The organism is Enterobacter sp. 3U4 (assembly GCF_057224565.1).
Genome location: NZ_CP136665.1, coordinates 3549514 through 3569721 on the forward strand (window position 1 = coordinate 3549514; position 20208 = coordinate 3569721).

Genomic DNA, 20208 nt, shown 5'->3' on the forward strand with positions numbered 1-20208 from the left:
TTATGCAAGGGCGAATTATTCAGGCATCCCCTTTCTGATCAGACGATATAGTCGACCAGCGCAGGTTCTTGTTTACAGAGGCGACGCCAGTCAACGATCGGCATACGCACCTGCATCCCCACGCTGCCGTCATCCTCCATCCACTCTTTTTCTATCGCCTGAAGCTGATAAAACCGGCTGCGCAGCCTGCCTTCCTGTGGTGGCAGTCGCAGCGTGTGCTGAGCTACCTCACCGGAAAGACGTTCTGTCAAAGCCTGGAAAAGCAGTGGCACACCAATACCGGTCTGGGCAGAAAGCCAGACCCGAATCGGTTTGTTTTCTTCATCTCTGTCGATACGCGGTTCGAAATCGTCCAGCATATCGATCTTATTCATGACCAACAGCGTTGGGATCTCATGGGCGTCGATCTCTTCGAGCACCACGTTTACCGCGTCGATGTTCTCCTGCACGCGCACGTCTGCTGCATCAATCACGTGCAGCAGCAGAGTCGCCTGTCGCGTCTCCTGCAAGGTGGCTTTAAACGCCGCCACCAGGTCATGCGGCAGGTGGCGGATAAACCCTACGGTATCCGCCAGCACCGTTTCACCGACGTCTGCAACGTCAATACGGCGCAGCGTAGGGTCCAGGGTCGCAAACAACTGGTCTGCGGCATAAACCTGGGCCTCGGTTATCTGGTTAAACAGGGTGGATTTACCGGCGTTGGTATAACCCACCAGCGACACCGTCGGGATGTCGGCTTTGGTTCGCGCCCGACGTCCCTGTTCACGCTGTTTCTCTACACGTTCCAGACGTGAAAGGATCTGGGTAATTCGGCCACGCAGCAAACGACGGTCGGTTTCGAGCTGGGTTTCACCCGGGCCGCGCAAACCAATCCCGCCTTTTTGTCTTTCAAGGTGTGTCCAGCCACGCACCAGACGCGTTGCCAGATGGCGCAGCTGCGCCAGCTCAACCTGCAGTTTCCCTTCGTGGGTACGTGCACGCTGAGCAAAAATATCTAAAATCAAACCCGTGCGATCGATAACACGGCATTCGCAAAGAGCTTCCAGGTTGCGCTCCTGGGCTGGAGACAGCGCATGATCAAACAACACGACTGACGCGCCGGTTGCTTTTACGGCATCCGCAATTTCGACTGCTTTACCTTCACCAACAAAATACTTTGGGTGCGGCGCTTTACGGCTACCGGTAATCACCTGCATTGCTTCGACACCGGCGGAAGAGACCAGAGATTCAAACTCCTGGAGGTCTTCCATATCTTTGTCTTGCGAAAAATAGATGTGTACCAGCACCGCCTGCTCACCGGCATCATAACGGTCAAACAAGCGTAAACCTCTCTAAAAAGATCAGCGGGGAACGCAGGATCCCTGGCTCCCCGTGTGGATAACAGTGCGAAACCTTATTCGGTTTCGTCGCTGTCCTGCGCTGGCGTTGAAGAACCCTGCGCGTTGCTGCCATGATGGTAGTTACTACCTGTGCCGCCGCCAGCGTTATTGCTGTGATGAGATACCGGACGGGACGGAACAACAGTAGAAATAGCGTGCTTGTAGACCATCTGACTGACCGTGTTTTTCAACAGAATCACAAACTGATCGAAAGACTCAATCTGACCTTGCAGCTTAATACCATTCACCAAATAAATAGAAACTGGAACACGTTCCCGACGCAATGCGTTCAGGAACGGATCTTGTAAAGATTGCCCCTTAGCCATTCTATCTTTTCCTTATATGCTTGTTTTGTACTTAGAACCTTGCGATTCTGAAAAATTGCGCACGATACGTCTCAATTGTACACATTCAGTGAGCGATATCACCAACAACCTCAATCACTTCGTTTAACGCCTGTTGCGGTTTTTCACTGTCTAACCAGTGAACACCCTCCCAACCGCGCAACCAGGTGATCTGGCGCTTCGCTAACTGTCTCGTGGCGCAAACACCTCTATAAACCATTTCATCGTATGAAATTTCACCTTCAAGATACGACCACATCTGGCGATATCCCACACAACGAATGGAAGGCATGTCCGTATGCAAATCTCCACGGGCAAAAAGCGCCCGCACTTCTGCTTCAAAATCTGAAGCTAACATCTGATGAAAACGCTGCTCAATTCGCTGATGGAGCAGTTCACGGCTCGCCGGGGCGATGGCGAACTGATGCACCTGATACGGCAGAGCGTCTCCTGACGTTTGCGTCAGTTCCGTTAAAGTTTTACCCGAAATGAAAAAAACTTCCAGTGCCCGGGAAAGCCTTTGCGGATCATTTGGATGGATTCGTGCTGCAGCAACCGGGTCAATCTCCGCCAGTTGCTGATGCAAAACCTCCCAACCCTGCTCTGCCGCCTGCTGCTCAATTTTCGCTCTTATTTCCGGATCCGCGGATGGCAGAGGTGACAACCCCTCCAGCAACGCCTTGAAATAAAGCATGGTTCCGCCAACCAACAGCGGTATACGTCCCGCCGCCGTTATCTCGGCCATCTCGGCTAAGGCATCCCGGCGAAAATCCGCTGCGGAGTACGCCTGAGCCGGGTCGAGAATATCCAGCAAACGGTGCGGTGCCGCACGCAGCTCTTCTGCGTCAGGCTTCGCCGTGCCGATGTCCATCCCTCGGTAGATGAGGGCGGAGTCGACGCTAATCAACTCTACAGGCAAAACTTTACGCAACTCAATGGCTAGCGCCGTTTTGCCGGAGGCCGTTGGGCCCATTAAAAAAATTGCCTTAGGCAGGCTCGCCTTACTTACGTCAATCATGTTTCAGGGCGTTCATCGCCGTTTGTAAATCAACAGGTTGTAATAATCCACCCGGCGGCGTTTTCACCAGATGCGGACAGAGGCGTTCCACCTCCGCCAGCACGCTAATGGCCTGCGCCATACTCCACGGCGAGTGTTCGCTTGCCAGATGGCGGGCGATCCACTGCGCGGTGTTGGCGGCATCAAACTGTGTTTGCTGCGCCAGGTAGCCTATCAGTTCAGGAATCAAGTTTTGTAAATTTTGTTGGCGTAAGGGTAAAGGCACTGCACGAATTGTCACATGTTGTGGTTCGAGCACAGTTTCAATACCCATTTGCGCCAGCTGCGGCTCTGCACGCTGCAACACCCTTGTTTCTTCAGGGGATATTTTCAGGCGAACAGGAATTAAGAGCGGCTGCGCGCAGGCTGCATTTTCGCCTGGCGTGAGCTGCACCTGCTTGAGCCAGCGTTCGGCGACCGGCAGTGCCAGAAGCATGAGTTTGCCGTCACGCTCAAGCAGCGCCATATCGGACGCGATAATCGTCAGCACTCGGCCAAAACTCTGGCTATGGCCGTCCAGAGAAGGCTGAGCGGTCGGGATGTGCTCTTTACGCTCGACGGCCGGCGTTTCCAGCAGTTTGCGGTACAACGCGCCCTGCTGCTTTTGATAGCCAGGCTGGACATTCGGGTAGTTGGCACCCGTTGGACGCGGTGCGCCCCCGGCGGAAGAAAAGCGCGGAGCTTCCGGTTCACGCGCGACGGCGGGCTCCGCAAAATGGTTGCGGCCTGCCGCTACACGGTTTTCTGGCAGCGGACGCGGTGCAGGAGCGTCGTTCTCCAGCGGCAGCGTTGGCTCTGCCTGCTGCTGCAACACGGTGGCCACGCCCTGATAAATAAAGTCGTGAACCAGACGCGACTGGTGGAACCGCACTTCATGCTTGGCAGGATGGACGTTCACATCCACCTGATGGGGGTCGATTTCCAGATAAAGCACAAAAGCGGGCTGCTGATCGGCCCCGAGTTTGTCTTCGCAGGCCTGGCGAATGGCGTGGTTGATGAGACGGTCGCGCATCATGCGGCCGTTGACGTAGCAATACTGGATCTCCGCAAACGCAGCGCTGCTCGCGTTCGGATCGGCAACCCAGCCGCGCAGCGCCAGATCGCCGTGCTGCCACTCAATGGCCAGCGCCTGTTCCAGAAACGGGGTCCCGCAAATGGCGCCCAGCCGACGCTCTTTCTGTCCACCTTCCGCCACCGCGCGGTACTGTCGCATTACCTTGCCGTTGTGGCTGAGGTTAATGGTGACATCGAAGCGCGCCAGCGCGATACGACGAATGATCTCGTCGATGTGTCCGAATTCGGTCTTCTCGGTACGCATGAACTTGCGTCGGGCGGGGGTGTTGTAGAAGAGATCTAATACTTCAAGCGTCGTGCCGACAGGATGCGCCGCGGGTTTGACCGTGACATCCATATCGCGCCCTTCGGCGTAGGCCTGCCAGGCTTCCTGCTGTTCAGCGGTACGGGAGGTCAGCGTTAAACGCGAAACCGAGCTGATACTCGCCAGCGCTTCACCGCGAAAGCCGAGGCTAATGATCGCTTCCAGATCGTCCAGAGAAGCAATTTTACTGGTGGCGTGCCGGGCCAGCGCCAGCGCCAGCTCCTCTTTTTTAATGCCACAGCCGTTATCACGAATGCGGATAAGCTTCGCGCCACCGCGTTCGATATCAATATCAATACGGGTCGCGCCCGCATCGAGGCTGTTTTCCACCAGCTCCTTCACTACCGACGCAGGGCGTTCCACCACCTCACCGGCGGCGATTTGGTTCGCAAGCTGCGGCGGCAGAACCTGAATCGGCATGAATTCTCCTTAGTTGGTCGCGGTCATCTCACCCGGCAGCGCTGCGCTGGCCGTCTGGCCTGTGCCACTCTGTGGCGCAGACTGCAGCGGATGGGCATCAAAGTATTTACGCAGACCGTTATAAATCGCTTCGGCAATTTGCTGCTGATAGCCGTCGCTTCCCAGCAGGCGCTCTTCGCCGTTGTTACTGATAAAGCCCGTCTCTACAAGGATGGACGGGATATCTGGCGAGCGCAGAACGCCGAGGCTGGCATGTTCAGGACGACGCTTATGCAGCACGCCAATGCTTTGCAGCTGGTTCAATACGTTAGTGGCCACATCATACCCGACGCGCTGAGAATGACCGAATTGTAAATCCAGCACCGCCTGGCTGAGGTACGGGTCTGACTGGCTGTTTGCCAGTACATCGCCCGCGCCGCCTAACAGTTCAGACTGCTTCTCGTGCTCTTCCAGCCAGTTGGCCATTTCGCTGTTAGCGCGACGGTTCGACAGCACCCAAACCGAGGCGCCGGTCGCGCTACGATTAGGTGCTGCGTCCGCATGAATGGAGACCAGGAAGTTCGCGTTTTGCTTACGCGCCACATCCGAGCGCCCCATTACGGAGATAAAGTAATCCCCGTCGCGGGTCAACACGCCTTTGAACATTGGGTCGTCGTTGAGCAGCGCACGCAGCTTACGGGCAATGGCGATGGTGACATTTTTCTCTTGCGTTCCCCCCGGGCCAATCGCACCAGGGTCCTGCCCACCGTGACCCGCATCGATGGCAATAATCACTTTGTCCCCGCTAACCGTCGCGCGTCGCGCGCTGGCCGCCGGACGCGTCACCGTATTGCTGCTGGTTGCCGCAGTAATGCGATCGTTCTGCGATTTAAACGGATTGCGCGCAGGTTCAGAAGGACGCGGCGTATATACCGGTTCTTCCACGCGCTTCGCTACGACTGGCGGCGGTGGAGGCGGTGGCGGTGCGTCAGCGTTAATGGTAAACACCACCGTATAATTCGCTCCGTTTTGCTGCTTCACCGCTTTCGTTTTGCCCTTTTCGGTCAGATCGACCACCAGGCGTAACGACTGGCTATCCTGCGGCGTACCCGAACGGATACTTTTCACCAGGTTGTTACCGCTGAACCGCAGCGGTAGCCCCTGGATCACGCCAGTCTGTTTGATATCCAGCGCCACGCTGTGGCTGTCTGGCTGTGAAAACGCATATTCAGGGTCGCCCATAAAGCTGAACGTGATCCGGGCCTGGCTTTCGCCGTTAGATACCTGAATATCTGAGAGGTTTGCCGCCCCGGCCTGCGCGCACAGCAGCACGGTGGCAGCCAACAACCAACCTTTAACGCGATTTATCATCCCGTCATCCCTACGCTTAACCGGCCAGTCGCGCCAGTAAGGAACTGCCTGATGAGGAAACAGCACTGATGCGTGCCTCACGCCCTTGTGCCTGGTAATCTAAGTGAATTTCGACATCCGGGTCAGGCAGCACACCCGCACCTTGTTGCGGCCACTCCACCAGGCAAATGGCGTCGTTGGCAAAATAATCACGGATCCCCATAAATTCAAGCTCCTCAGGATCCGCAAGGCGGTATAAATCGAAGTGGTACACCATGAGATTTTCAAGGGTGTACGGTTCTACCAGCGTGTAGGTTGGGCTTTTCACGTTCCCGTTATGCCCTAACGCCTGCAAAAAACCCCGGCTAAAGGTGGTTTTACCCGCACCTAAATCACCATACAGATAAATGACGGTTGCCCCCTGACAGGCCTGCGCCACGCGCTTGCCGAGTTCTAAAGTGGCTTGTTCATCAGGTAAAGGAATCGCTCGATTAGTCATTTTCTACGTCAATCACATCCGGGTTAACAACACGCCGCAGCGTGCAAAAAAGATCGGTGGCCAGCATACCGCGTGTACCGTAACGCGCGGCCAGTTTATCTGCCGCGACACCGTGGGCCACGCAGCCCGCGCAGGCTGCATGATAAAGGGGAAGTTTCTGTCCAAGCAATGCGCCAATGATGCCGGAAAGCACATCGCCCATGCCGCCGCTTGCCATGCCCGCATTTCCAGCATCGATAATGCCCTGCGTCTCGTCACTGGCGACAACGGTTCCTGCCCCTTTCAAAACAGCAACACCTCCGTAACGTTTTACCAGACGCTGAGCAGAAAGTAAGCGATCGCTTTCAATTTCTGCCACGCTGCAGTTGAGCAGCCGCGCGGCTTCGCCGGGGTGTGGCGTCAGAATGCGATTGTGACGCTTATCCGGGTTTATTGCCAGAAGGTTAAGCGCGTCGGCATCCCACAGCATCGGCTTACGAAAATTCTCGACCTTTTGCAGGGCCTGTTTACCCCACGCCTGCTGCCCAAGCCCGGGGCCAATCACCACCACATCCGCCCATTCCAGGCTTTCTTCAAGTGACAGGGGCGTAAGCTCATGGACCATCAGCTCCGGTCGGGCTGTAACGATTGGCGCAATATTCTCAATGCGAGTGAGTACTCGCACTAATCCTGCACCGCAGCGCAGAGCCGCTTCGCCGGTCATGCGAATCGCACCTGCCGTACCGTGGTCTCCACCCACAATCACCAGCCTGCCGTGATCGCCCTTATGGGACGTTGCTCGGCGCGGCGGGAGCCACGATGCAAGCTGCGACGCATCAATGCGCGCGAGGTGCGTTTCCTGCCCGCCCAGCCAGCTCTCCAGCCCCAGCGCACGGTGGTGCAGCACGCCAACGACGTCTCGTGCTTTACCGGTCAATAACCCCGGCTTGAGGGCGATGAAGGTCACCGTATGTGCAGCCTGAATCACCGCCCCCGGCGTCGTGCCGGTTTGAGCAATCAGGCCAGAGGGAATATCCAGGGCGACTACCGGGGCGGAATGTCTGTTAGCGTGTTCAATAAGCGCGGCAATGTTCTCACGAGGCGCACTGCGTAGACCGGTACCCAGCAGACCATCAACAATCAGATCTACCTCTTCCGGCCAGACGATATCAGGCGCATGAATCACACCGCCTGCGTTAAGCCACGCCTCCCGCGCCGCGTCGGCCTCTTCCGGCAGAGGTTTATCACTATCCAGGGCCAGCAACGTGACGCGGATACCTGCCGCAACCGCCAAACGGGCGACGACGTAGCCGTCGCCGCCGTTATTACCGTGGCCGCACAGAATCAGCCAGCGGGCGGCCTGCGGGTAAGCGCTGCGGGCAACGTTAAACGCCGCCTCACCCGCGCGCAGCATCAGTTCATAAAGGGTAATTCCGAGGCTGTCTGCGGCCTCTTTTTCGGCGCGTCGGAGGTCATCCGCATGCCAGATGGAATGTGGTATACTTGCGGGGTTTTTCTTCACCGTATGGTCCGTCATGTCACAGCCCCTCGATCTCAATGAATTAGCGCAAAAAATAAAACAGTGGGGTGCTGAGCTTGGCTTCCAGAAGGTGGGCATTACCGATACCGACCTTTCCGCCAGCGAGCCAAAACTGCAGGCCTGGCTGGACAAACAATACCACGGCGAAATGGAGTGGATGGCGCGTCATGGCATGATGCGCGCCCGCCCTCACGAGCTTTTGCCGGGCACATTACGCGTCATCAGCGTGCGCATGAACTATCTGCCCGCCAACGCGGCCTTTGCGCGCACGCTAAAAAATCCCTCTTTGGGTTACGTCAGCCGGTACGCCCTGGGACGTGATTACCATAAGCTTCTGCGTAACCGTTTAAAAAAGCTCGGGGAAACTATTCAGCAGCACTGTGTTTCGCTGAATTTTAGACCCTTTGTCGATTCTGCGCCTATTCTTGAACGCCCAATCGCCGAAAAAGCCGGGCTTGGCTGGACAGGTAAGCACTCACTTATTCTTAGCCGCGATGCCGGATCGTTCTTCTTCCTGGGCGAACTGCTGATTGATTTACCGCTGCCGGTAGACGGCCCGGTAGAGGAAGGCTGCGGGCGCTGCGTGGCCTGCATGACCATCTGCCCGACGAGTGCCATCGTCGAGCCTTACACCGTTGATGCACGCCGCTGCATCTCCTACCTCACTATCGAACTGGAAGGGGCCATTCCAGAGGAATTTCGACCGCTTATCGGCAACCGCATCTACGGCTGCGACGACTGCCAGCTCATCTGCCCGTGGAACCGCTATTCGCAGCTCACGGACGAAGAGGATTTCAGCCCGCGTAAGGCGCTGCATGCGCCGCAGCTCATTGAGTTATTCGCCTGGACCGAAGCCTGGTTCCTGAAGGTGACGGAAGGTTCGGCCATTCGCCGTATCGGTCATCTGCGCTGGCTGCGTAATGTAGCCGTCGCGCTGGGTAATGCCCCGTGGGATGAAGCCAATATTCGGGCGCTTGAAAGCCGTAGAGGTGAGCACCCACTTCTTGATGAACACATAGAATGGGCGATTGCGCAGCAAATAGAGAAGCGTAATGCCTGCGTGATCGAGGTACAGCTACCGAAGAAGCAGCGTCTGGTGAGGGTGATTGAAAAAGGGCTTACGCGGGATGCCTGAACTATTCACAGCCTGTGAATAAAATTACAAACTCAAGCGCCATCTGGGCTGGAGAAGAGGTCAAGTGATCTCAATAACATTTTGAAATCAAAATTTATTTAATAAATACAGTACATTACAAGGATATTATTCACCCTGCTAAGTTTTAACCCTGTTACGGTTAAGCGTAGTTTCTGTGGATAACTCTGTTCACAAGAGTATTTCAGAGACAATAGAAAACGTCCCCAACGAGTTTTTTCGCTGTGGATATTGTAGAAATTAAGAAGAATTTGGAGCGGGAAACGAGACTCGAACTCGCGACCCCGACCTTGGCAAGGTCGTGCTCTACCAACTGAGCTATTCCCGCTTGGGTGGTCCGTGCTGTGGAAGCACTTTCAAATTTTGGAGCGGGAAACGAGACTCGAACTCGCGACCCCGACCTTGGCAAGGTCGTGCTCTACCAACTGAGCTATTCCCGCTTGGGTGGTCCGTGCTTTGGAAGCACTTTTCAAATTTTGGAGCGGGAAACGAGACTCGAACTCGCGACCCCGACCTTGGCAAGGTCGTGCTCTACCAACTGAGCTATTCCCGCAAATTTGCACTGCTTTTGTTGCTGTCGTAACGTGTAATTCTCTGTCGTTACGGGAGGCGCATTATACGAGAAATCCTTTTAGCTGCAACCCCCCTCAAAGCGATTTTTTCGAAATTAAGTTCAAATGCTTAATTAATCGGCAAGCTGAACAATTTAACGACAAAAACCCGGCCACGCAAGGCGCCGGATCGCAAAATCACAGCTTAATAAAGTTTTCGCGGTAGTAAGAAAGCTCCGCCACGGACTCTCGGATATCGTCCATCGCCTGGTGCGTCCCCTGCTTTTTAAAGCCGTCGAGGATTTCAGGTTTCCAGCGACGCGCCAGCTCTTTCAGGGTGCTGACATCCAGATAACGGTAATGGAAGTAAGACTCCAGCTCCGGCATATACTTAAACAGGAAACGGCGATCCTGGCCGATGCTATTGCCGCAGATAGGTGATTTGCCTGCCGGAACCCATTGTTTCAGGAATTCAAGCGTTGCAAGCTCCGCCTCGCGGTCACCCATCGTGCTTGCCTTCACGCGCTCCACCAGGCCACTGCCGGTGTGGGTGCGCACGTTCCACTCATCCATCAGGGCAAGCTGATCGTCTGACTGATGCACCGCAATGGTCGGTCCTTCCGCCAGAATACTCAGGTTGGCATCAGTGACCAGCGTTGCAATTTCAATAATGCGATCGCGCTCGGGATCCAGCCCGGTCATTTCGAGATCGATCCAAATCAGGTTGTTTTCATCCGCGCTCATGTTATTTTCCACCCTTCTCGCATAACCAGCAGTAGCAGGTTAACTAGTATTAATTAGAGTGTATCATAGAGGTTTTGCCCATCATGGGCGACCAGGAGCCAGCGCGATTGAGTAAAAATAAACTCTCCAAAGGGCAGCAGCGCCGCGTAAACGCCAATCACCAGCGCCGTCTTAAAACCACTTCGGAGAAGCCGGATTATGACGACAACCTGTTTGGCGAAGCGACAGAAGGCGTAGTCATCAGCCGTTTCGGTATGCATGCCGATGTCGAATCCGCCGACGGGGATATTCACCGTTGCAATATCCGTCGCACCATCCGTTCACTGGTTACCGGCGATCGCGTGGTCTGGCGACCAGGTAAAGAGGCGGCGGAAGGCGTTACGGTAAAAGGTATCGTTGAAGCGGTTCATGAGCGCACGTCAGTGTTAACCCGTCCCGATTTCTACGACGGGGTCAAACCGATTGCCGCCAATATTAACCAGATCGTCATTGTTTCGGCGATTTTGCCCGAACTTTCGCTCAATATTATCGACCGATACCTCGTCGCCTGCGAAACGCTGCAGGTTGAACCGATTATCGTGCTGAACAAAATCGATCTGCTGGATGACGACGGGATGGCCTTCGTCAATGAGCAGATGGATATCTACCGTAAGATCGGTTATCGCGTGCTGATGGTCTCCAGCCACACTAAAGATGGCCTGAAACCGCTGGAAGAGGCGCTGACCGACCGTATCAGCATCTTTGCGGGTCAGTCCGGCGTGGGCAAATCGAGCCTGCTGAACAACCTGCTTGGCCTCCAGCAAGAGATCCTGACTAACGATGTGTCCAACGTCTCGGGTCTGGGCCAGCACACCACCACCGCCTCGCGTCTGTATCATTTCCCGCATGGCGGCGACGTAATTGACTCCCCAGGGGTCCGTGAGTTCGGTTTATGGCATCTTGAGCCGGAACAAATCTTTAACGGATTTGTCGAATTCCATGATTATTTAGGCGCTTGTAAATATCGCGACTGTAAACACGATAACGACCCAGGCTGCGCTATCCGTGAAGCGGTTGAGAAAGGCGAGATCGCGGAAACCCGCTTCGAGAATTACCACCGCATTCTTGAGAGCATGGAAGACGTAAAAACGCGTAAAAACTTTTCTGATTCTGATAACTGACAACTAAGCTAAGCATCGCTAAAATCGTCCCCTTTTTTCAGGTTCCGGCGGCTTAACGCCGGATCAGGAACGACAAAACAATGGCCTGGAGGCTACCTTGTTAAACGCATTTAAACTTTCGCTTCAATACATTCTGCCAAAACTGTGGCTCACTCGCCTGGCGGGCTGGGGCGCAAGCAAACGCGCGGGCTGGCTGACCAAACTGGTCATCGACCTTTTCGTAAAATATTACAAGGTCGACATGAAAGAGGCGCAAAAACCGGACACCGCCAGCTATCGCACCTTCAACGAATTCTTCGTGCGCCCGCTGCGTGACGACGTGCGCCCGCTGAACACCGACCCTAACGTCCTGGTGATGCCGGCAGACGGCGTGATCAGCCAGCTGGGTAACATCGAAGGCGACAAAATTCTGCAGGCGAAGGGCCATAACTACAGCCTGGAAGCGCTGCTGGCGGGTAACTACCTGATGGCGGATCTGTTCCGCAATGGTACCTTTGCCACCACCTATCTGTCACCGCGCGACTACCACCGCGTGCATATGCCGTGTAACGGCATCCTGCGTGAAATGATTTACGTACCGGGCGATCTGTTCTCCGTAAACCACCTGACCGCGCAGAACGTGCCGAACCTGTTTGCCCGTAACGAACGCGTCATCTGTCTGTTCGATACTGAATTTGGCCCTATGGCACAGATTCTGGTGGGTGCGACCATCGTTGGCAGCATCGAAACCGTCTGGGCTGGCACCATCACCCCACCGCGCGAAGGCGTGATCAAACGCTGGACCTGGCCTGCCGGTGAAGCGGAAGGCTCGGTGGCCCTGCTGAAGGGTCAGGAGATGGGTCGCTTCAAGCTGGGCTCTACCGTAATCAACCTGTTTGCGCCGGGCAAAGTGAAGCTGGCTGAACAGCTCGAAAGCCTGTCGGTCACCAAACTGGGCCAGCCTCTGGCAATCTCTACCGAAACTGTCGTGACGCCGGATGCAGAACCAGCGCCGCTGTCACAGGAAGAGATCAATGCCGAGCATGACGCCAGCCCGCTGGTTGACGACAAAAAAGACGAAGGCTAACAACAGAAGGATCGCTGACGTGCGCCCGATTATCGTTCTACTGATGGCCTGGTGCCTCAGCATGGGGGCGTACGCAGCGACAGCCCCCGACGCCAAACAGATAACCCAGGAACTGGAGCAGGCCAAAGCGGCCAAACCCGCTCAGCCAGAGACCGTCGAGTCGCTCCAGGCTGCCCTGAACGCGCTTGAGGAGCGGAAAGGCTCGCTTGAACGAGCTCAGCAGTATCAGCAGGTTATCGACAACTTCCCCAAACTCTCGCAGACGCTGCGCGCGCAGCTCAATAATTTGCGTGACGAACCGCGCGATGTGCCCGCAGGGATGACCTCCGACGCGCTGAATCAGGAGATCCTGCAGGTCAGCAGCCAGCTTCTGGAAAAGAGCCGCCTTGCTCAGCAGGAGCAGGAGCGAGCGCGCGAAATTGCCGACTCCCTCAGCCAGCTTCCGCAGCAGCAAACCGACGCCCGTCGCCAGCTTAATGAAGTTGAGCGCCGCGTGGGTACGCAAAGCGGCAATACGCCACAGGCTCAGGCCCAAAATCTGGGCCTGCAGGCAGAATCGGCTCGCCTGAAGGCTCTTGTCGATGAGCTGGAGCTGGCGCAGCTTTCCGCCAATAACCGCCAGGAGCTGTCGCGGATGCGCTCAGAACTCGCTCAGAAGCAGAGCGAGCAGCTGGACGCATACCTTCAGGCCCTGCGCAACCAGCTCAACAGCCAGCGCCAGCGTGAAGCGGAGCGCGCGCTGGAAAGTACCGAGCTGCTGGCAGAAAACAGCGATAACCTGCCTGCCGGCATCGTCCAGCAGTTTAAGGTCAACCGTGAGCTTTCGGCCGCGCTGAACCAACAGGCGCAGCGTATGGATCTGGTGGCGTCTCAGCAGCGTCAGGCCACCAATCAAACCCTTCAGGTTCGTCAGGCGCTTAACACCCTGCGCGAGCAGTCCCAGTGGCTCGGATCGTCAAACCTGCTGGGCGAAGCGCTGCGCGCCCAGGTCGCGCGGCTGCCGGAAATGCCCAAGCCGCAGCAGCTGGATACCGAAATGGCCCAGCTGCGCGTTCAGCGGCTGCATTTTGAAGATCTTCTCAATAAGCAGCCGCAAATCCGCCAGATCCGTCAGGCTGACGGACAGCCTCTGACCAGCGAGCAAAACCGCATTCTTGAAGCCCAGATGCGTACCCAGCGTGAACTGCTGAACTCTCTGCTTCAGGGCGGGGATACGCTGATTCTGGAGCTGACCAAGCTAAAAGTTTCCAACAGCCAGCTGGAAGATGCGCTGAAAGAGGTAAACGAGGCGACGCACCGTTATCTCTTCTGGACGTCAGACGTGCGTCCGATGACCTTCTCGTGGCCAATTGAGATTGTCCAGGATCTGCGCCGTCTGATTTCGCTGGATACCTTCAGCCAGCTGGGACAGGCCAGCGTGATGATGCTCACCAGCAAAGAGACCATTTTCCCGCTGCTGGGGGCGTTGATTCTGGTGGGCTTCAGCATTTACTCGCGCAGACATTTCACCCGCTTCCTCGAGCGTTCCAGCTCCCGGGTGGGGAAGGTTACCCAGGATCACTTCTGGCTGACGCTGCGCACCGTATTCTGGTCGATTCTCGTCGCCTCCCCGCTGCCGGTGCTGTGGATGACGCTGGGCTACGGACTGCGTGAAGCCTGGCCCTATCCGCTCGCGGTAGCGATTGGCGATGGCGTCACCGCCACGGTGCCGCTGCTGTGGGTGGTGATGATTTGCGCCACCTTCGCACGTCCCAATGGCCTGTTCATCGCCCACTTTGGCTGGCCGCGTAATCGCGTGGCGCGCGCCATGCGTTATTATCTGATGAGCATCGGGCTGATTGTGCCGCTGATTATGGCGCTGATCATGTTCGATAATCTTAACGACCGCGAATTCTCAGGCTCGCTGGGCCGCCTCTGCTTTATGCTGATATGTGGAGCGCTGGCCATCGTCACGCTCAGCCTGAAGCGCGCGGGTATTCCGCTCTATCTGGATAAAACCGGCAGCGGCGACAATATGTTCAACCGGCTGCTCTGGAACCTGCTGCTTAGCGCGCCGCTGTTTGCGATGCTGGCAGCCGCGGTGGGCTATCTGGCAACCGCGCAGGCGCTGCTGGCGAGGCTGGAAACCTCGGTGGCCATCTGGTTCCTGCTGCTGGTCGTATACCACGTGATCCGCCGCTGGATGCTGATCCAGCGCCGCCGTCTGGCCTTTGACCGAGCCAAGCATCGTCGGGCGGAGATCCTCGCCCAGCGTGCGCGGGGTGAAGAAGAGCCAAACCACGTCAACAGTACGGAAGGCACAACGGAAGCGGACGAAGTCGAACTGGATCTGGATGCCATCAGTACCCAGTCCCTGCGCCTGGTCCGTTCTATCCTGATGCTGATTGCCCTCCTGTCGGTGATCTTCCTGTGGTCAGAGATCCACTCCGCGTTTGGCTTCCTGGAAAACATCTCTCTCTGGGACGTGACGTCCACGGTGCAGGGCGTTGAAAGCCTGGAGCCGATTACCTTAGGGGCGGTGCTGATTGCCATTCTGGTGCTGATCATCACCACGCAGCTGGTGCGCAACTTCCCGGCGCTGCTGGAGCTGGCGCTGCTGCAGCATCTGGATTTGACGCCGGGTACGGGCTATGCGATCACGACCATTACCAAGTATCTGATCATGCTGTTTGGCGGGCTGGTTGGCTTCTCGATGATCGGCATTGAGTGGTCGAAGCTCCAGTGGCTCGTCGCAGCGCTCGGCGTCGGGTTAGGCTTTGGCTTACAGGAGATCTTCGCCAACTTCATCTCTGGCCTGATTATTCTGTTCGAAAAACCGATCCGTATTGGCGATACCGTCACGATCCGCGATCTGACCGGCAGCATCACGAAGATCAACACTCGTGCGACGACGATCAGCGACTGGGATCGGAAAGAGATCATCGTGCCAAACAAGGCGTTTATTACCGAGCAGTTCATCAACTGGTCATTGTCAGACTCCGTTACCCGTGTGGTGCTGACGGTACCAGCACCGTCGGACGCTAACAGCGAAGAGGTCACCCAGATCCTCTACACCGCTGCTGAGCGCTGCTCGCTGGTGATCGACAACCCGGCACCTGAAGTCTTCCTTGTGGATTTACAGCAGGGGATCCAGATTTTCGAGCTGCGTATCTACGCCGCCGAAATGGGACACCGTATGCCGCTACGCCATGAGATCCACCAGCTGATTCTGGCGGGCTTCCGCGAGCACGGTATTGATATGCCGTTCCCACCGTTCCAGATGCGTCTGGAAAGCCTGGACGGGCGTAAAACGGGAAGAACGCTGACGTCAGCGGCGCGTACGCGCCCGGCGGGGAGTTTGTAAGGTAAGCGGGGCTACCCTCTCCCACGGGAGAGGGTTAACTGGCGTCAGGCTCGATCTACGGTAAACGCAATCACATCGCCAAGCTGCTCTGCGCCCAGGGCCAGCATCACCAGACGGTCAACACCCAGCGCCACGCCGGAGCAATCCGGCAGACCTGCTTTTAATGCTTCAAGCAGATTAACATCAATAGGCTGCTGCGGCAGACCGCGCGCGGCGCGCTTGCGGTTATCCTGCTCGAAGCGCTGCTGCTGCTCGCGGGCATCAGTCAGTTCATGGAAGCCGTTCGCCAGCTCGATACCTTTGTAATAAACCTCGAAACGCTCTGCGACACGATGATCTTCGGTACTGATCTGCGCCAGTGAGGCCTGGCTTGCCGGGAAGTGATAGACAAACGTCGGACGGTCTTTGCCAATCTGCGGTTCAACGCCGAAAGTGAACAGCAGCTGCAGCAGCGTGTCGCGATCTTCTTCGGTATCCGCCACGTTGCTCAGATCCAGTTTTGCCGCCACTTCGCGCAGCTGGGTTTTGTCCGCCGACAGCGGATCGATTTCCAGATAGCGCTGGAAGGCCTGCTGATAAGAGAGCGTTTCAGCTTCTGGGCACTCCAGGACCTGCTGCAGCAGATCGTCCACCTCGTTCATCAGGCGGTACATATCATAATGCGGGCGGTACCACTCCAGCATGGTGAATTCCGGGTTGTGGTGACGACCCATCTCTTCATTACGGAAACTACGGCACAGCTGATAGACCGGACCACACCCCGCCGCCAGCAGACGCTTCATGTGGTATTCCGGGCTGGTCATCAGATACAAATTCATGCCCTGAGAGTGGCCGGGGCCAACAAAACGGGTTTCAAACGGGACCAGATGAATATCCGTTACCGTTGCCTGACTCATGCACGGGGTTTCCACCTCCAGGACGCCGCGGTCGGCAAAGAAACGGCGGATCTCCGTCATAATTGCAGCGCGTTTTAACAGATTAGGGATGGATGCGCTCGGCTGCCAGGTGGCCGTTTCGCTCATGAGTTGTTCTCCGATTTCAGACAAGGGCACGAAGTCTACTCGTTAGCACGGACAGAGACAAATTTTGCGCAGTAAAAAAGCGCATTTCACTTAGGTGAACAATTGCGTGATGCAATTCATCAATCTCAATGATAAATCGCCGGACAGAACAGCAAAAAAATCGAACACGTCAAATTTCCCTGACTTCTACACGGTTATACTGTTTTACCCATAAAGGAGCAGTGGAAACGCTTTCGCAATCGTCCTTTTGGACGGGTGAACTACCTTTAGTTTGTCGCGTTGCGAAATAACAAAAATCTGGAGGAATGTCGTGCAAACTTTTCAGGCCGATCTTGCCGTAATAGGCGCTGGCGGGGCTGGATTACGTGCTGCGATTGCTGCAGCGCAAGCTAATCCCAACGCTAAAATCGCATTGATTTCAAAAGTCTATCCAATGCGCAGCCACACGGTGGCCGCAGAAGGAGGGTCCGCCGCCGTTGCGCAGGATCATGACAGCTTTGAATACCATTTCCACGACACGGTTGCAGGGGGCGACTGGCTTTGCGAACAGGATGTCGTTGACTACTTTGTTCATCATTGTCCAACGGAAATGACCCAGCTTGAACAGTGGGGATGTCCGTGGAGCCGCCGTCCGGACGGCAGCGTCAACGTTCGCCGCTTTGGCGGAATGAAGATTGAACGCACCTGGTTCGCCGCCGATAAAACCGGCTTCCACATGCTCCATACCCTGTTCCAGACCTCCCTTCAGTTCCCACAAATTCAGCGCTTCGATGAACATTTCGTCCTCGACATACTGGTCGATGACGGACACGCGCGCGGCCTGGTGGCGATGAACATGATGGAAGGCACGCTTGTCCAGATCCGCGCCAATGCGGTGGTAATGGCAACGGGCGGTGCGGGCCGCGTTTATCGTTATAACACCAACGGCGGCATCGTCACCGGCGACGGCATGGGCATGGCGCTGAGCCACGGCGTGCCGCTGCGCGATATGGAGTTTGTGCAGTATCACCCAACCGGCCTGCCGGGCTCCGGCATTCTGATGACGGAAGGCTGTCGCGGTGAAGGCGGTATTCTGGTCAATAAAAACGGCTACCGCTATCTGCAGGATTACGGCATGGGCCCGGAAACCCCTCTCGGCGAGCCGAAGAACAAATACATGGAACTCGGCCCGCGCGACAAAGTCTCTCAGGCCTTCTGGCACGAGTGGCGCAAGGGCAATACCATCTCCACGCCGCGCGGCGATGTGGTCTATCTCGACCTGCGTCATCTGGGCGAGAAGAAACTGCTGGAACGTCTGCCGTTCATCTGCGAGCTGGCAAAAGCCTACGTCGGTGTCGACCCGGTGAAAGAGCCGATTCCGGTACGCCCAACGGCGCACTATACCATGGGCGGGATCGAAACCGACCAGCAGTGCGAAACCCGCATTAAAGGCCTGTTCGCCGTCGGCGAGTGTTCCTCCGTGGGTCTGCACGGCGCCAACCGTCTCGGGTCTAACTCGCTGGCAGAGCTGGTCGTCTTTGGCCGCATGGCGGGCGAGCGCGCGATGGAGCGGGCGGCTACAGCAGGCGAAGCCAACGGTTCCGCGCTGGATGCGCAGGTCGCAGACGTTGAAAAACGCCTGAAAGACCTGGTGAACCAGGAGGGTAACGAGAACTGGTCTAAGATCCGCGACGAGATGGGCCTGTCGATGGAAGAAGGCTGCGGTATTTACCGTACGCCAGAGCTAATGCAAAAAACCGTCGACAAGCTGGCTGAGCTGCAGGAGCGCTTCAAGCGTGTGCGCATCACCGATACCTCCAGCGTATTCAACACCGACCTGCTCTACACCATCGAGCTGGGCCACGGTCTGAACGTCGCGGAATGTATGGCGCACTCTGCGCTGGCGCGCAAAGAGTCGCGTGGGGCCCACCAGCGTCTGGACGAAGGCTGTACCGAACGTGACGACGTCAATTTCCTGAAACACACTCTCGCCTGGCGCGATGCGGATGGCACCACACGTCTGGACTACAGCGACGTGAAAATCACCACGCTGCCGCCGGCTAAACGCGTGTACGGTGCAGAAGCAGAAGCCGCCGAGAAGAAGGAGAAGGCGAATGGCTGAGATGCAAAAAATGAAGGTTGAAGTGGTGCGCTACAATCCGGAAGTGGACGCCGCACCGCACAGCGCTTTCTATGAAGTGCCTTATGACGAGCAAACCTCCCTGCTGGACGCGCTCGGCTATATCAAAGACAACCTGGCGCCAGACCTGAGCTACCGCTGGTCCTGCCGCATGGCGATCTGCGGCTCCTGCGGCATGATGGTCAACAAGGTGCCGAAGCTGGCCTGTAAGACCTTCCTGCGCGAGTACACCAAAGGCATTAAGGTCGAAGCGCTGGGCAACTTCCCGATTGAACGCGATCTGGTGGTCGATATGACCCACTTTATCGAAAGCCTGGAAGCGATTAAGCCGTACATCATTGGTAACCCACGCACGCCGGATCAGGGGCCAAACACCCAGACCCCGGCGCAGATGGCGAAATACCATCAGTTCTCCGGCTGCATCAACTGCGGCCTTTGCTACGCCGCCTGTCCACAGTTTGGCCTGAACAAGGAGTTCATCGGCCCGGCCGCCATTACCCTGGCGCACCGCTATAACGAGGACAGCCGCGACCACGGCAAAAAAGAACGTATGGCGCAGCTAAACAGCCAGAACGGCGTCTGGAGCTGTACCTTTGTGGGCTACTGCTCCGAAGTGTGTCCGAAGCACGTCGACCCGGCCGCCGCTATTCAGCAGGGTAAAGTGGAAAGCTCGAAAGACTTTCTTATCGCTACCCTGAAACCACGCTAAGGAGTGCATGATGACGACTAAACGCAAAGCCTATGTGCGGCCAATGCCGTCCACCTGGTGGAAAAACCTGCCGTTTTATCGCTTCTATATGCTGCGTGAAGGCACGGCGGTACCGGCGGTCTGGTTCAGCCTTGAGCTGATGTACGGCGTTTTTGCCCTCAAGCACGGCCCGGAAACCTGGACCAGCTTTGTCGGTTTCCTGCAAAACCCGATCATTGTGGTTCTGAACCTGATCGTGCTCGCGGCCGCGCTGCTTCATACCAAAACCTGGTTTGAACTGGCGCCAAAAGCGGCGAACATCATTGTAAAAGGCGAGAAAATGGGGCCAGAGCCGGTGATTAAAGGGCTCTGGGCGGTGACGATTCTGGTCACTGTGGTCATTCTGTTTGTCGCACTGTTCTGGTAAGGAGACACCT

At 56.4% G+C, this 20208-nt stretch carries 16 protein-coding genes and 3 tRNA genes; 7 read left to right on the forward strand and 12 right to left on the reverse strand.

Annotated features, from left to right (window positions below):
- Positions 1-38 precede the first annotated feature (38 nt).
- From hflX to nnr, 7 genes are all read right to left on the reverse strand, one after another.
- Positions 39-1319 (reverse strand): ribosome rescue GTPase HflX, encoded by a 1281-nt coding sequence (gene hflX / locus RVY89_RS16925; RefSeq protein ID WP_023310136.1) that lies wholly within the window; start codon positions 1317-1319, stop codon positions 39-41.
- A gap of 74 nt (positions 1320-1393) precedes the next feature.
- Complete coding sequence (gene hfq / locus RVY89_RS16930; RefSeq protein ID WP_008502919.1) at positions 1394-1705, reverse strand: RNA chaperone Hfq; 312 nt, start codon at positions 1703-1705, stop codon at positions 1394-1396.
- 85 nt (positions 1706-1790) lie between these two features.
- Complete coding sequence (gene miaA / locus RVY89_RS16935; protein ID WP_371899611.1) at positions 1791-2741, reverse strand: tRNA (adenosine(37)-N6)-dimethylallyltransferase MiaA; 951 nt, start codon at positions 2739-2741, stop codon at positions 1791-1793.
- Positions 2734-4578 (reverse strand): DNA mismatch repair endonuclease MutL, encoded by a 1845-nt coding sequence (mutL, locus tag RVY89_RS16940; protein WP_484825952.1) that lies wholly within the window; start codon positions 4576-4578, stop codon positions 2734-2736. Before mutL ends, miaA begins: the two co-directional genes overlap by 8 nt.
- Before the next feature lie 9 nt (positions 4579-4587).
- Positions 4588-5928 (reverse strand): N-acetylmuramoyl-L-alanine amidase AmiB, encoded by a 1341-nt coding sequence (gene amiB / locus RVY89_RS16945; protein WP_484825953.1) that lies wholly within the window; start codon positions 5926-5928, stop codon positions 4588-4590.
- Positions 5929-5944: 16 nt separating this feature from the next.
- Positions 5945-6406, reverse strand: a complete 462-nt coding sequence (tsaE, locus tag RVY89_RS16950) for a tRNA (adenosine(37)-N6)-threonylcarbamoyltransferase complex ATPase subunit type 1 TsaE (RefSeq protein ID WP_013095283.1) — start codon at positions 6404-6406, stop codon at positions 5945-5947.
- Entirely contained in the window at positions 6399-7922 is a 1524-nt protein-coding gene (gene nnr / locus RVY89_RS16955; RefSeq protein ID WP_484825954.1) for a bifunctional ADP-dependent NAD(P)H-hydrate dehydratase/NAD(P)H-hydrate epimerase, read from the reverse strand. Before nnr ends, tsaE begins: the two co-directional genes overlap by 8 nt.
- Between nnr and queG the strand changes: the two genes are divergently transcribed.
- Entirely contained in the window at positions 7921-9060 is a 1140-nt protein-coding gene (gene queG, locus RVY89_RS16960; protein WP_484825955.1) for a tRNA epoxyqueuosine(34) reductase QueG, read from the forward strand. The genes nnr and queG overlap by 2 nt on opposite strands.
- Before the next feature lie 270 nt (positions 9061-9330).
- Here the strand turns inward: queG and RVY89_RS16965 are convergent.
- From RVY89_RS16965 to orn, 4 genes are all read right to left on the reverse strand, one after another.
- A tRNA-Gly gene (locus tag RVY89_RS16965) sits at positions 9331-9406 on the reverse strand.
- Between the two features lie 36 nt (positions 9407-9442).
- Positions 9443-9518: transfer RNA gene (locus RVY89_RS16970), tRNA-Gly, on the reverse strand.
- Between the two features lie 37 nt (positions 9519-9555).
- A tRNA-Gly gene (locus tag RVY89_RS16975) sits at positions 9556-9631 on the reverse strand.
- A 196-nt stretch (positions 9632-9827) separates the two neighbouring features.
- Positions 9828-10373, reverse strand: coding sequence for an oligoribonuclease (gene orn / locus RVY89_RS16980; RefSeq protein ID WP_484825956.1), 546 nt, complete (start codon positions 10371-10373; stop codon positions 9828-9830).
- 107 nt (positions 10374-10480) lie between these two features.
- Between orn and rsgA the strand changes: the two genes are divergently transcribed.
- From rsgA to mscM, 3 genes are all read left to right on the forward strand, one after another.
- Positions 10481-11533: a small ribosomal subunit biogenesis GTPase RsgA gene (gene rsgA / locus RVY89_RS16985; RefSeq protein WP_023334242.1), complete on the forward strand. Its 1053-nt coding sequence runs from the start codon at positions 10481-10483 to the stop codon at positions 11531-11533.
- A gap of 97 nt (positions 11534-11630) precedes the next feature.
- Positions 11631-12599 (forward strand): archaetidylserine decarboxylase, encoded by a 969-nt coding sequence (gene asd / locus RVY89_RS16990; RefSeq protein ID WP_484825957.1) that lies wholly within the window; start codon positions 11631-11633, stop codon positions 12597-12599.
- Between the two features lie 19 nt (positions 12600-12618).
- Positions 12619-15942, forward strand: a complete 3324-nt coding sequence (gene mscM, locus RVY89_RS16995; protein WP_484827949.1) for a miniconductance mechanosensitive channel MscM — start codon at positions 12619-12621, stop codon at positions 15940-15942.
- 44 nt (positions 15943-15986) lie between these two features.
- Here the strand turns inward: mscM and epmA are convergent, their stop codons facing one another.
- On the reverse strand, positions 15987-16964 hold the full coding sequence (gene epmA, locus RVY89_RS17000; protein WP_484825958.1) for an elongation factor P--(R)-beta-lysine ligase: 978 nt from the start codon (positions 16962-16964) through the stop codon (positions 15987-15989).
- A gap of 310 nt (positions 16965-17274) precedes the next feature.
- Between epmA and frdA the strand changes: the two genes are divergently transcribed.
- From frdA to frdC, 3 genes are read left to right on the forward strand one after another with little or no spacing between them, the layout of a single operon-like run.
- Positions 17275-19065 (forward strand): fumarate reductase (quinol) flavoprotein subunit, encoded by a 1791-nt coding sequence (gene frdA, locus RVY89_RS17005; protein ID WP_484825959.1) that lies wholly within the window; start codon positions 17275-17277, stop codon positions 19063-19065.
- Positions 19058-19792 carry a succinate dehydrogenase/fumarate reductase iron-sulfur subunit gene (locus tag RVY89_RS17010; RefSeq protein WP_023310124.1) on the forward strand — a complete coding sequence of 245 codons (735 nt, stop codon included), beginning with the start codon at positions 19058-19060 and terminating at the stop codon, positions 19790-19792. The genes frdA and RVY89_RS17010 overlap by 8 nt, the downstream gene beginning before the upstream one ends.
- Positions 19793-19802: 10 nt before the next feature.
- A complete protein-coding gene (gene frdC / locus RVY89_RS17015; protein WP_484827950.1) occupies positions 19803-20198 on the forward strand; it encodes a fumarate reductase subunit FrdC in 396 nt (131 codons plus the stop codon).
- The last annotated feature ends 10 nt before the right edge of the window (positions 20199-20208 follow it).

Coding starts and splice junctions, on each gene's coding strand:
- amiB (WP_484825953.1), bottom strand. CDS start 5,928: ATGATAAATCGCGTTAAAGGTTGGTTGTTGGCTGCCACCGTGCTGCTG.
- frdC (WP_484827950.1), top strand. CDS start 19,803: ATGACGACTAAACGCAAAGCCTATGTGCGGCCAATGCCGTCCACCTGG.
- hfq (WP_008502919.1), bottom strand. CDS start 1,705: ATGGCTAAGGGGCAATCTTTACAAGATCCGTTCCTGAACGCATTGCGT.
- epmA (WP_484825958.1), bottom strand. CDS start 16,964: ATGAGCGAAACGGCCACCTGGCAGCCGAGCGCATCCATCCCTAATCTG.
- nnr (WP_484825954.1), bottom strand. CDS start 7,922: ATGACGGACCATACGGTGAAGAAAAACCCCGCAAGTATACCACATTCC.
- RVY89_RS17010 (WP_023310124.1), top strand. CDS start 19,058: ATGGCTGAGATGCAAAAAATGAAGGTTGAAGTGGTGCGCTACAATCCG.
- queG (WP_484825955.1), top strand. CDS start 7,921: ATGTCACAGCCCCTCGATCTCAATGAATTAGCGCAAAAAATAAAACAG.
- miaA (WP_371899611.1), bottom strand. CDS start 2,741: ATGATTGACGTAAGTAAGGCGAGCCTGCCTAAGGCAATTTTTTTAATG.
- mutL (WP_484825952.1), bottom strand. CDS start 4,578: ATGCCGATTCAGGTTCTGCCGCCGCAGCTTGCGAACCAAATCGCCGCC.
- orn (WP_484825956.1), bottom strand. CDS start 10,373: ATGAGCGCGGATGAAAACAACCTGATTTGGATCGATCTCGAAATGACC.
- tsaE (WP_013095283.1), bottom strand. CDS start 6,406: ATGACTAATCGAGCGATTCCTTTACCTGATGAACAAGCCACTTTAGAA.